This window comes from Syntrophomonas erecta subsp. sporosyntropha (genome assembly GCF_055395365.1).
Map to the genome: position 1 here is coordinate 2,413,210 of NZ_AP042459.1, position 12,305 is coordinate 2,425,514.

The following is a 12,305-nucleotide window of genomic DNA, read 5'->3' on the forward strand; positions in this document are numbered from 1 at the left end:
CATGTTAGACGTTTTCATATTCCATTGTTCATGTTTTACGTTTGACATTAATTAAGGTAACCAAAGCCTAGACCGGTATTTTATCATTGGAGGGGGTACATAAACGTGCGGTTAAAAAAAGGTCCGCCTGATTTTATACTGTTTATCACCACCTTATTGCTGATTGGGATAGGCCTGGTTATGGTATTTAGTTCCAGTGCAGTGAAAGCAAATGTGCAATATGGTGATGCTTATCTATTTTTTAAACGCCAGCTGATGTGGGCTTTGATAGGGTTAATGGCCATGATTGTAGTGATGAAAATCAACTATGTTCGTATCAAAGAATTGGCTTTACCCTTAATGGTTTTAGCTTTAATCTGCTTAATCGTGGTGCTAACCCCCTTAGGAACTGATGCACATGGATCAAGCCGCTGGTTAGGAGTAGGATTTTTAAGGTTTACACCTTCAGAATTAGCCAAGTTGGCTATGGCATTGTTTTTAGCCAGGACCCTGGATGCTAATTTAGAACATATGAAGTCTTTTAAGAGCGGGGTGCTTCCTTATATAATTTTAATGGCACTTGTTTGCGGATTAATTATGGCTCAGCCAGATCTGGGAACATCGTTTGCTATAGCTGGGACCATATTTTTTATGCTTTTGGCTGCCGGGGCGCGCTGGTCTCACCTGGGGGTTATTGCCCTTTCAGGGCTGGCGGCAATTGGAGTAGCTATATGGAAAGCTCCCTACCGGATGGAGCGGTTTATAGCTTTTTTAAACCCCTGGAAGTATGCTAGTGATGAGGGCTTTCAAACTATCCAGTCCTTGTATGCATTAGGGTCTGGGGGGCTTTTTGGCATGGGGCTGGGGCGAAGCCGCCAGAAGTTTTTTTATTTACCAGAGCAGCATACTGATTTCATTTTTGCCATTCTAGGTGAAGAATTAGGCTTTATAGGTGTTTTCGTGGTCTTAGCACTTTTTTTATTGTTTGCCTGGCGAGGTTTTAGAATTGCTATAAATGCCCCGGACTCTTTTGGTAGCCTACTGGCTACCGGGTTAACTACCATGATTGTTTTTCAGGCAGCTATAAATATTGGCGTAGTATCAGGTGCCCTTCCGGTGACTGGAATAACTTTACCATTTATTAGTTATGGAGGTTCTTCTTTGTTGTTTACAATGATCGGGGTAGGATTACTTCTAAATATTTCCCGTTATAGTACATACCGATAAGGAGGTTCCTGGATGAGGGTGATTTTAACCGGTGGGGGTACCGGGGGACATATTTACCCTGCACTAGCCATTGCACGCGGTTTACAGGAAAGGGTACCGGATGTAGATATCCTTTATGTGGGGACAAAGAAAGGCATGGAAAGTACTATTGTTCCCAAGGCCGGTCTGCCTTTTACTACTATTGATATAAGCGGTATAGACCGTTCATCAATTATCAAAGCGGCCCATTCCTTAGCCCGGGCTCCTAAAAGTTTTATTCAAGCGCGGGAGATTATTAAAAAATTTGATCCTGATATTATCCTGGGAACCGGGGGATATGTTTCCTTTCCCATAGTTATGACCGGGACTTTTTTTATGTTAAAGACGTTTATTCATGAACAAAACGCTATGCCTGGCATAGCCAACCGTAATCTGGCCCGGCGGGTTGACTGTGTTCTGCTTACTTTTGAGGAAGCGGCTGCTTATTTGCAGGCCCGGCGGGTGAAGGTAACCGGCCTTCCAGTTCGTCAGGAGATATTGACGGTTAATAGAGATCAGGCGGTTAAAGATCTAGGATTGGATCCAGGTCTTTTTACCCTACTGGCTTTTGGGGGTAGTCGAGGAGCCTTAAGTATAAACCGGGCCATGCTAGAGGTAGTAGGTCGTTTAAGGGACGAGCCGATACAGATTATATGGATAACTGGGACTGACCATTATGAACAGATTAAGAGTGATCTTAAAGGATGCTGGGATGAAAATAGAAATTGTAAACTTTTATTGCGTCCCTTTATGTTTGATATGGAGAAGGCCATGGGAGCAGCCGATTTAGCTATATGCCGGGCTGGTGCCAGTACTCTGGCTGAGTTGGCTATTATAGGTTTACCAGCTATCCTTATTCCCTATCCGTATGCAACTGACAACCACCAGGAAAAAAACGCCCGGGCCTTGCTGGAAAAAAATGCGGTCGAAATGGTTATCGATGAGTTTTTAGACGGGGATACTCTAATCAAGAAGATCAACCTATTAAGGTCTATTCCAACCCGGCTGCCGGTTATGAGGACAAATATGAAAAAAGAGGGCAAACCAGAAGCCTTAAAGGATATACTGGCAACTATACTAGCATGATTTTTATAAAATTATGAATAGACCCCTGGCTTTATGTAATGGGTAAATTAGCTAACCGGTAGGCAGAAGAGAATCCGGACTTAGGTCAGCTAATATAGTTAATAGTAAATGGATATGGAGAGGGGAATATTCATAAAAACACCCCTATTCTTAAAAAGGTTATTATGAGTGGACAGGCCTTTGGCCCACATTTATATAAAATGTAACCACTTTTATTAGATGTGCATACTATACAGTGTAGTCATTATGAATACAAGGCATGAAGGAGATGAGGAAATGTCCCCAAGACCAGGTCAATGGATTCATATGGTGGGCATAGCCGGTGTGGGTATGAGCGGTATAGCCAAAGTACTATATCAGCAGGGTTATAAGGTGAGTGGATCTGATTTACAGTGTAATGATATAACTAAACAGCTAGAAGAATTAGGAATAGAAATCTTTAAGGGGCATTCTTCGTCCCATGTTAAAGAGGAAGTTGATTTACTAGTTGTTTCCTCAGCTATTCCCGGTGATAATGCAGAGGTTCTTACAGCCAGGCAAAGAAATATACCGGTAATCAAAAGGGGACAGATGTTAGCGCGGTTAGTTAATAGAAGCCGGGGAATTGCTGTAGCCGGTGCCCATGGAAAAACTACTACTACTTCAATGGTTTATACTGTTCTTAATGATTGTGGGCAGGATCCTTCATTCATAGTAGGGGGCGAATTACAAGAGATCCATCTTAATGCCCGGCTGGGAACAGGAGAGTATTTTGTGGTGGAAGCCGATGAGAGTGATGCTTCTTTTTTGGAACTGCAGCCTTATCTAGCTATTATAACTAATGTTGAAGATGATCATCTTGATTATTATAAAACTTTTGAGCGGGTAAAACAGGCTTTTTATGAGTTTTTAAATAAGGTGCATCCGGAGGGTCTGGCCCTGGTTTATGGACAGGATGGGTGTGCTCAGAGGTTTAAGGAATCTTCTCCGACCCGGGTACTTTTATATGGCGAAAAAGAGTCTGATGATTTCTATATGAAAAACTGGCAGGTTAGCGGAATAGGTTCTAGTTTTGATGTTTATAGGCGTGGTGAACTCCTGGGAAATGTAGAAATAAAGGTGCCAGGAAAATACAACGCTTTAAATGGGCTGGCTGCAATTTCTGCTGGTCTGGAGTTAGGTCTTGATTTTGATAATATTCGACACAGCCTAAGTAGATTTAAAGGTGCCAAACGTCGGTTTGAATTTATCGGAGAAGCTGATGGGCGGAAAGTAGTAGATGATTATGCCCATCATCCCACTGAAATACGATCCTGTATAGAAGCAGCCCTTAGTTTACGTAAAGGTCGCCTGGTAGTTGTTTTCCAACCCCACCGTTTTACTCGCACCCATACCCTGGGCAAACAGATAGGTGAAGCTCTTCAAGGGGCTGATCTGGTAATTATTACTGATGTATATGCAGCCGGAGAGAACCCTATTCCAGGTGTAAGCGGTGAAAAAGTGTTTCAGGCGGCTAGCCGAAAGGGTTGTAATGCTGTATATCTACCTGATTTAGAAGATGTTTGTAAATACCTGGTAAAGAACACCCGGAAAGATGATTTGATTATGACCATGGGTGCCGGAGATATCTGGAAAGTAGGTCCCCAGGTATTGCCGATGATCCGAAAAACGGAACCACAGGTTTAAAGCACCGGAGGTGTTTGTTTGGAAAGCTTACTGGTAAGAAAAGGCGGGCCCCTTAAGGGAACTGTGAAAATAAGTGGTTCGAAAAATTCCACCTTGCCGATTATGGCTGCCAGTTTAATGTGTTCAGGGGAAGTTATCCTTACTGGGGTACCCGATCTAGAAGATATCAAGGTTATGTCCGGGGCTTTAGAACTGTTGGGGTCCCGGGTAAAAAGGGAACAGGACGTTCTGGTGATAGATGGGAGTACCATTGATTCTTTTGAACTTCCCGAGGAGTTTTCACGCCGGATGCGGGCTTCTAATCTGGTGATGGGGGCACTATTATCACGCTTTCGCCAGGCCCGGGTAGCTTATCCAGGAGGATGTGCTATAGGAACTCGTCCCGTAGATCTTCATTTAAAAGGGTTTGAAAAATTAGGCTATACTATTAAGGAAGAATATGGTTTTATGGAAGGGAATGGTCAACCCAGAGGAGGCAAGGAGATTCTACTGGATTTTCCCAGTGTAGGAGCTACAGAGAACATAATGATGGCGGCAACACTACTTCCTGGTACCACCATTTTACGTAATGCAGCCCGAGAACCGGAAATAGTTGATTTACAGAATTTCCTAAATCGGATGGGAGCACGGATACGTGGTGCTGGCCTGGATACTATCCGCATTGAGGGAGTACAACGACTAGGAGGAGTAGAGCATGCTGTAATCCCTGACCGAATAGAGGCGGGAACATTTATGGTAGCAGCAGCGATTACCCGGGGTGAACTATTTATTGAAAATGTGGTTTTGGAACACGTTCAACCAATCATTGCTAAGCTGCAAGAGATTGGGGTAGAAGTTATTATCTGCAGTTGTGGATTAAAAGTGGTTGGTAACCAGAAGATGAAACCTACTGATATAAAGACTATGCCTTATCCAGGTTTTCCAACTGATATGCAGCCCCAATTCATGGCCCTGTTATCTACAGTAGAGGGGACTAGTATTATGGTAGAGACCATCTTTGAAAATCGCTTCATGCATGTTCCAGAACTGCGACGTATGGGAGCCGATATTAAAGTAGAAGGAAGGGTAGCTATTATTAAAGGGCGCACAGATTTGGAAGGTGCGACAGTTGAAGCTACCGACCTGCGCGCCGGGGCAGCCCTTATTCTGGCTGGTTTATTTGCTGAAGGCGAAACTCGAATTCAGCAACTGGAACATATAGACCGTGGGTATGAAAATTTGCATGTTAAACTAAAAAATGTGGGAGCGGATATTGTTAGAGGGCCATGGTCATAGGACTGGTGGCCCTCCCTATTATTGAGGTTTGTAATGATTTTGTAACAAATATCTGCTATAATTCTTCACAGTTAAACACGGGGATGGGAGCCATATCATGAAGAGTAATACTTCACGTCGAATTATGGGTATTTCCGTTTTTATTTTTGCTTCTTTGATCTGTGTTTACCTTTTTTTACACAGTTCATTTTTTGCCATTGATAAAATTAATATAACTGGTTTAAATATGGTTTCTCAGGCGGAAGTAGCAAAGATTTCCGGTATTACAAAGGGAAATAATATTTTCCAAATCAATGAAAGATCAATTGCACGGGCTGTTACGGTGCATCCTCTAATTAAGAGTGCTACAGTATTACGCCATCTGCCTCGTACAGTGGAGATTAAGGTGGAGGAGCGTAAGGTCTGGGCTATAATACCACTCCAGGATATGTTTTTATATGTAGATGAATATGGTATTTGTATGGACAAGCAGGCCCGGTTTTCGATGGATCAGTACCCGGTAATAACTTTAGAAGTGCCCCCCACCAGGATTAATATCGGGCAAGAGGTAAACAAAAAAGCGGTGGGTATGGTTAAAAAGGTATGGGAGGCTTTACCGCAGGAAGAACGGGTAGAAATTTCCGATTATCATTATATTAACAGTACTGGTGAATTAATTATTTATACATCAGGTGGAACTGAGGTTAAATTTGGAACCATGGATCGCTTTGAGGAGAAAATAGGGTATATGCATCAGGTGTTTGAAATAGAGACTACTTTTGATAAATCAGGAAAAGACACCTTAGAATATGTTGATCTAAGATTTAAAGGACAGCCAGTAGTTAGGACTGGGTTGGAATAATAATAGAGGGTGAGTACAGTGCGGTCAAAAGGTGCGCAAATATCAATTGCGGTTGTATGTCTGGTGCTTGGTATCATGCTGGCAATTCAATTTAAAACTACTGAAAGTATTCAACCGGAATTTTTGCCGGAGCGGGTAAGTGAGCTTACCCAAAAACTGGGCACGGTAACAGATGAACGTAACGCACTGGCTGAAGAGGTGCTTTCACTTCGTGAGCAACTAAAAAATTTACGCCAGGATGATCGGGCTATGGCCGACTTGCAGGAGGAATTACAGAAAACGCAAATGATGGCCGGTTTAGTAGGGGTTAAGGGACCTGGGTTAACTATTACTTTAAATGACAGTTCCCGGAATCTACAGACGGGTGAAAACGCTAATTCGTTATTGATTCATGACCAGGATTTATTAATTGTGGTAAATGAACTGAAAGCCTCTGGAGCCGAGGCTATTTCGGTTAATGATCGGCGTATTACTGCTATGTCCGAAATCCGGTGTGCTGGTACTACTATATTAGTAAATTGGGATAAGATTGCCCCGCCATTTGTTATTAAAGCTATAGGTAATCCAGACATGCTGGAAAGTGGAGTTAATATGCGGGGGGGGCACCTGGAATTTTTACGTGCCCTGGGTATGCAGGTTCATATTCAGAGGGAGCAAAATCTAGTTATTAATGCTTATAGTGGCAGCTTGAAGTTTAATTATGGTGTACCGATGGAATACAAAGAGAAAGAAGAGGCGGAATCATAAAATGTGGTTGCTGGTTCTATTCTGTTTATTGCTCGGATTAGTGATTGGGTTTCAAATGCCCATATTGTTACCGGCATTATTTGCTAAATATATGTCGATAGCGGTATTGGCAGCTCTAGACTCAGTTTTTGGAGGTATCCGGGCTTATATGGAGGATGGCTTTGATAATACTATATTTATTAGCGGCTTTGTGGTCAACACAATTTTGGCTGCCGGGCTGGCTTATCTGGGAGATCGCCTGGGAGTAGAACTATATATGGCCGCCGTTGTCGTGTTTGGAGTACGCATATTCCAGAATCTGGGGATAATCCGTCGATATCTATTGAAAAAATACTAAATAAAAATAGGCTCTTTAAAGAGGAATCCGTACCCCTTTGTTGTATTTTTTAGTAGGACACTATTGAAGGGGTGTTTTTAGATTAGAAGACGGAATATAATTGTAAGTCTTGACGCAGGAACCAGTACGATAAAAGCTGCCCTGGCTGAGGTATTCGGCCAGGATATTCATATTTTAGGTATTAGCCACATGCCTTCGGAGGGTTTACGTAAAGGAAATATCATTGATATCGAGAGTACGGCCCGGTCGATGGATGATTGCCTTAATGATCTGGAAAGAATTACCGGGGTGGAGATATTAAGTGCTATAGTCGGCTTTTCCGGCATTAGTTTAGCCATTACTCAAAATTATGCGGTGGTAGCTGTGAGTAATCCCAATTATGAGATAACTCCTGAAGATAAGGAACGCGTACTTCAATCAGCCCGTAATATTTCCTTGCCTCCGGATAAAACTATTGTCCAAACCATTGTACGCCAATACATAGTCGACGGATATGATGGAGTAAAAGATCCGGTAGGAATGGTAGGGAGTAGGCTAGAAACAGAAGTAGCAATTGTCAGTGGAGCATTAGCAGGAATTCAAAATCTGCAAAGAAGTACCCAGCGGATAAACTTGCATGTCAACCAGATGGTTTACAATTCTCTTCTGGCAGCCGAATCAGTATTAACCCCAGGTGAGTTAGACATGGGGGTGGTGCTAGTTGATATTGGAGGAGAAACCATAGAAATTAGTTACTTTGAAAATGGAAGTATTCTGGCTACTTCAGTTTTACCGGTAGGTGGTGATTATGTTACCCGGGATTTAGCCATCGTACTACGCACTTCTATCGAGGAAGCAAATCTAATAAAAGAGCGTAACGGTGTGGCAACCCCGGATTTTGCCAAAAGTGATGTAATGGTCAATGTTAAAAATATTCAGGGTAAAGAAATAAAACAGGTATCACAGCAGGTTATTGCGGATATTGTATCGGCACGCATTATTGAGATTATTGAAATGATATATGCTGAATTAAGACAGATAGGGTGCCTGGACAAGATACCCGGAGGTTTGGTTATAACTGGTGGTGGGGCGGAACTGACCGGATTTACAGAGGTTATGGAACAATATACCAATATACCCACTCGTATAGGATTGCCGGAGAACCTTAAAGGAATACCGGGTGAATTTAATCGACCCCAAAATGCAGCTGTTATTGGAGGGCTAATGTGTGCTGCCAGGTGCAATGGAGTAGTTTATGAAGAATCCCAGGGAATATCAGGAGTAGTTGATCGTATTACTTACTGGTTTAAGGATCTATTCAGCTAAGGGCAGAGGAGGTTATTAAATGCCGCTGGACTTTGACGTAGAAATGCAGCAATTTGCTGATATTAAGGTAATCGGGGTTGGTGGGGGTGGAAATAATGCCATCAACCGAATGATCGAGGCAGGATTAAAAGGTGTAGAGTTTATAGCTGTAAATACTGATTCACAGGCACTATACCTTTCTAGGGCTGAGAAAAAGATCCAGCTAGGGGAAAAACTAACTAAAGGTTTGGGGGCAGGGGCTGACCCGGAAATAGGTAAAAAGGCAGCTGAGGAGTCAGCTGATGAGATCAAGAAATCCCTAGCTGGTGCAGATATGGTCTTTGTTACTGCTGGTATGGGTGGTGGAACCGGTACTGGTGGAGCTCCTATCATAGCGAAGATTGCCAAGGAAATTGGTGCGTTAACGGTAGGGGTTGTAACCAAGCCTTTTACTTTTGAGGGAAGAAAAAGAAATAATCAGGCTGAACACGGTATACAAGCATTACGTGAAGAAGTTGATAGTTTAATTACTATACCTAATGACCGCTTATTGCAGGTTGTAGATAAACATACTAATTTTAATGATGCCTTTAAGATAGCTGATGATATATTAAGGCAGGGGGTTCAGGGCATATCAGACCTTATTGCTGTTCCCGGTATAATCAATTGTGACTTTGCTGATGTGCAAACAGTTATGCAAAATACCGGTTCTGCTTTAATGGGTATTGGGAGAGCCAAAGGTGAAAGCCGGGCGGCTGAGGCAGCCCGTATGGCTATATCCAGTCCCCTGCTGGAAACTTCAATTGAAGGTGCCAAAGGCGTGTTGTTCAATATTACCGGTGGCAATGACCTTACTCTGTTTGAGATTAATGAGGCTGCCGAAATTATTCACCAGGCAGCGGATATGGAAGCAAATATTATATTTGGAGCTAATATTAATGAAGGCCTGGAAGATGAAGTAACAGTTACCGTTATTGCTACTGGATTTAATACCCCTAAATCCCAGCAACCTGTAGAAAACCCTCGTAGCTCTCGACATATGGATTCTCCTAGTTCATTCTTGGACAAAAACGACCTGGAAATTCCTCCCTTTCTACGTCGTAAATAAAAACGATTAAAAATAACAGTCATTTGACCGGGAATTATTTCCCGGTTTATTTGTTTTCTGGGAAATTTGTGACTAAAGAGAAAGACGCTAATATTACAAATTTACGGTTAGCATTCTGGTATAATTTGGAATACATGGCAAGAGGTTGACCGGCATAGGTATTAATTAGCGTAATTTCGGCGGCCTTAAATAATTAACTTAAAACAGGGTGAAAAATTATGAATGGGCCCATAATCTATGCAGATATTACCTTTTTAGTTAACTTTGGTATGGATTTTTTTATTCTCTGGGCAACGGCCCGGTTGGCAGGTATACCAGTTGTGTATTCCCGATTAGTTGTGGCTTCTTTACTGGGGGGGATTTATGCAGTTGGGTATCTAATGCCCGGGTTATCCGGGTACTACATTATCCCCATGAAAGTACTATTTTCGTGTTTATTAGTAGTACTAGGTTTATGGCCTCGCAACTGGGACGGATTTAAGAAAGCAGTATTATATTTTTATGGTATCAGCTTTATGGTGGCCGGTGCCAGTATAGCTACCTCCTATTTTTTTTACAATCATACTGCACCAATTTCGTTTTCGTATTTATGGTTGTTAGGGGGGATCTTATGTGCACTCTTAATTGGTTGGTGTGGAGAGAAGCTGTTGGCTAAAAAGATCATCCCTAATCTGTTGAAGTACCCGGTCCGATTATGTTTTAACGAAAAGAGTTGTACCGGACAGGGGTTTGTAGACACTGGCAATGGTTTACGTGATCCACTTACTGATCGGCCGGTAGTAGTAGCTGAATACGGGCTTATAAAAGCCTGCCTGCCACAAGATTTCCAACAGGTATTTGAGGGCATAAGCAATGAAGGTGAAATGCTGGATGGGTTATCACGATGCAGCTGGGCTAATCGTTTAAGACTAATACCCTTTTCTTCTATAGGAAAAAGAAACGGCCTGCTTATAGGGGTGAGAGCTGACGAAATTGTAGTGGGCAGTGGCAAGAAACGGTCCTCGCATCCCAATGCGGTAGTAGGTATTTATAAGGAATCATTAAGTACCGAGGGAAGCTACCAACTATTAATTCCTTCCGAAATGGTACAAAAAAATTAGGGAGGTAAAAAATGATTATTGTAGACAGGTTAAAGAAGTTACGTATAGGCCTGATTAATCTATATATCAGGTGGAAAATGCCCGAATTTATTTATTATATCGGGTCAACAGAAGTACTGCCACCCCCGTTAAAGGAGAAGGAAGAAGCAGATCTTATATTCAGGTTGGACCAGGGAGATATGACGGTAAAAACTGTTTTAATTGAACATAACCTGCGTTTGGTAGTATATATAGCTAAAAAGTTCGAAAATACGGGTATTAACATTGAAGATCTAGTATCAATTGGAACTATTGGTTTAATTAAAGCGGTAAATACTTTTCAACCTAAGAAAAATATAAAGTTAGCCACTTATGCTTCCCGATGTATTGAAAATGAAATTCTTATGTATCTGAGGCGTAACTTGAAGAACCGGGCCGAGGTTTCTTTGGATGAACCACTCAATGTAGATTGGGATGGTAATGAGCTTTTGCTATCAGATGTTTTGGGAACTGATGGAGATATGATTTATAAAAAAATTGAGGGGGAAGTAGAAAAAAGTTTATTATGGCAGGCTATGCACAAGTTAAGTTCACGGGAAAAGACCATAATTAAACTACGATTTGGACTGGAAGATGGGAGTGAGAAGACCCAAAAGGAAGTGGCTGATATCCTGGGGATATCACAATCTTACATATCCCGCCTGGAAAAACGTATTCTAAAGCGGTTACAGCGAGAAATCCGCAAAATTGAATAATTAATTATCTGGTTGATCATCGAATAATAATTCTCAAATTAGTAAATAATTTTAATGAACTTAAAAGCTATTTAATGGCATGTCTAGACCAACCTTAACATAACTACAGCAGCGGAAGGAGCAGGTGTATTGATCAACAAGGTAGAAATATGCGGTGTAAATACTTCTAAACTTCCGGTACTAAAAAATGATGAAATGCGGATACTTTTCCGGCAGATGCAGTCAGGGGAAATCAGGGCACGGGAAACCCTTATTCAAGGAAATCTCCGGCTAGTTCTAAGCGTAATTCAACGTTTTAGCAACCGAGGGGAATATGTTGATGACCTATTTCAAGTTGGCTGCATCGGTCTGATAAAAGCTATTGATAATTTCGATCTTGGTCAGAATGTAAGATTTTCAACTTATGCTGTTCCCATGATTATTGGGGAAATCCGGCGTTATCTCCGGGATAATAATGCTATAAGGGTATCCCGTTCTTTACGAGATATAGCTTATAAAACTTTGCAAGTACGGGAAAGATTGATGGTCAGTAACTCGGAAGAACCAACCCTGGGGCAAATAGCAGAAGAATTAAATGTGCCCCGGGAAGAGGTTGTGTTTGCTCTGGATGCGATTCAGGAACCGGTTTCTCTTTTTGAACCAATCTACAATGATGGCGGTGATCCTATTCTAGTAATGGATCAAATCAGCGATGAAAAGAATACTGATGAGTTATGGTTAGAAGAAATAGCCATAAAAGAGGCTATGAAGAAATTAAATGACCGGGAAAAGCACATTATATCACTACGGTTTTTCCAGGGTAGAACACAGATGGAAGTAGCAGATGAAATCGGTATCTCCCAGGCCCAGGTTTCCCGTTTGGAAAAAGCCGCTTTAAAGCAATTAAAAAAACACATTTAGGGGG

12 protein-coding genes are annotated in these 12,305 nt (G+C 41.8%); all 12 read left to right on the top strand.

The genetic code is table 11. The annotated features are described in order from the left end of the window. Positions 1 to 105: 105 nt before the first annotated feature. Positions 106 to 1,206, top strand: a complete 1,101-nt coding sequence (gene ftsW / locus ACZ5Q0_RS11760) for a putative lipid II flippase FtsW (protein ID WP_446820555.1) — start codon at positions 106 to 108, stop codon at positions 1,204 to 1,206. A 12-nt stretch (positions 1,207 to 1,218) separates the two neighbouring features. Further along, positions 1,219 to 2,310, top strand: coding sequence for an undecaprenyldiphospho-muramoylpentapeptide beta-N-acetylglucosaminyltransferase (gene murG, locus ACZ5Q0_RS11765; protein WP_446820553.1), 1,092 nt, complete (start codon positions 1,219 to 1,221; stop codon positions 2,308 to 2,310). Between the two features lie 246 nt (positions 2,311 to 2,556). Beyond that, on the top strand, positions 2,557 to 3,975 hold the full coding sequence (gene murC, locus ACZ5Q0_RS11770) for a UDP-N-acetylmuramate--L-alanine ligase (RefSeq protein WP_464827150.1): 1,419 nt from the start codon (positions 2,557 to 2,559) through the stop codon (positions 3,973 to 3,975). A gap of 18 nt (positions 3,976 to 3,993) precedes the next feature. Beyond that, the gene (gene murA / locus ACZ5Q0_RS11775) at positions 3,994 to 5,250 is read left to right on the top strand and encodes a UDP-N-acetylglucosamine 1-carboxyvinyltransferase (protein ID WP_447182570.1); all 1,257 of its coding nucleotides are present in this window, start codon (positions 3,994 to 3,996) and stop codon (positions 5,248 to 5,250) included. Between the two features lie 97 nt (positions 5,251 to 5,347). After that, complete coding sequence (locus ACZ5Q0_RS11780) at positions 5,348 to 6,091, top strand: cell division protein FtsQ/DivIB (RefSeq protein ID WP_446820548.1); 744 nt, start codon at positions 5,348 to 5,350, stop codon at positions 6,089 to 6,091. An 18-nt stretch (positions 6,092 to 6,109) separates the two neighbouring features. Beyond that, complete coding sequence (locus ACZ5Q0_RS11785) at positions 6,110 to 6,838, top strand: DUF881 domain-containing protein (RefSeq protein WP_446820547.1); 729 nt, start codon at positions 6,110 to 6,112, stop codon at positions 6,836 to 6,838. Between the two features lies 1 nt (position 6,839). After that, positions 6,840 to 7,175, top strand: a complete 336-nt coding sequence (locus ACZ5Q0_RS11790) for a small basic family protein (RefSeq protein ID WP_446820546.1) — start codon at positions 6,840 to 6,842, stop codon at positions 7,173 to 7,175. Positions 7,176 to 7,304: 129 nt separating this feature from the next. Further along, on the top strand, positions 7,305 to 8,480 hold the full coding sequence (gene ftsA, locus ACZ5Q0_RS11795; protein WP_447182896.1) for a cell division protein FtsA: 1,176 nt from the start codon (positions 7,305 to 7,307) through the stop codon (positions 8,478 to 8,480). 19 nt (positions 8,481 to 8,499) lie between these two features. Beyond that, a complete protein-coding gene (ftsZ, locus tag ACZ5Q0_RS11800) occupies positions 8,500 to 9,567 on the top strand; it encodes a cell division protein FtsZ (protein ID WP_446820544.1) in 1,068 nt (355 codons plus the stop codon). A gap of 218 nt (positions 9,568 to 9,785) precedes the next feature. After that, on the top strand, positions 9,786 to 10,667 hold the full coding sequence (gene spoIIGA / locus ACZ5Q0_RS11805; protein WP_446820543.1) for a sigma-E processing peptidase SpoIIGA: 882 nt from the start codon (positions 9,786 to 9,788) through the stop codon (positions 10,665 to 10,667). Between the two features lie 11 nt (positions 10,668 to 10,678). After that, a complete protein-coding gene (gene sigE, locus ACZ5Q0_RS11810; RefSeq protein WP_446820541.1) occupies positions 10,679 to 11,401 on the top strand; it encodes an RNA polymerase sporulation sigma factor SigE in 723 nt (240 codons plus the stop codon). Between the two features lie 129 nt (positions 11,402 to 11,530). After that, positions 11,531 to 12,301 carry an RNA polymerase sporulation sigma factor SigG gene (gene sigG / locus ACZ5Q0_RS11815; RefSeq protein WP_446820539.1) on the top strand — a complete coding sequence of 257 codons (771 nt, stop codon included), beginning with the start codon at positions 11,531 to 11,533 and terminating at the stop codon, positions 12,299 to 12,301. Positions 12,302 to 12,305 lie beyond the last annotated feature (4 nt).

Excerpts from the sequence above, each read along its gene's own strand:
- murG (WP_446820553.1), top strand. The coding sequence starts at position 1,219 with ATGAGGGTGATTTTAACCGGTGGGGGTACCGGGGGACATATTTACCCT.
- murC (WP_464827150.1), top strand. The coding sequence starts at position 2,557 with ATGAATACAAGGCATGAAGGAGATGAGGAAATGTCCCCAAGACCAGGT.
- ACZ5Q0_RS11780 (WP_446820548.1), top strand. The coding sequence starts at position 5,348 with ATGAAGAGTAATACTTCACGTCGAATTATGGGTATTTCCGTTTTTATT.
- ACZ5Q0_RS11790 (WP_446820546.1), top strand. The coding sequence starts at position 6,840 with ATGTGGTTGCTGGTTCTATTCTGTTTATTGCTCGGATTAGTGATTGGG.
- ftsZ (WP_446820544.1), top strand. The coding sequence starts at position 8,500 with ATGCCGCTGGACTTTGACGTAGAAATGCAGCAATTTGCTGATATTAAG.
- spoIIGA (WP_446820543.1), top strand. The coding sequence starts at position 9,786 with ATGAATGGGCCCATAATCTATGCAGATATTACCTTTTTAGTTAACTTT.
- sigE (WP_446820541.1), top strand. The coding sequence starts at position 10,679 with ATGATTATTGTAGACAGGTTAAAGAAGTTACGTATAGGCCTGATTAAT.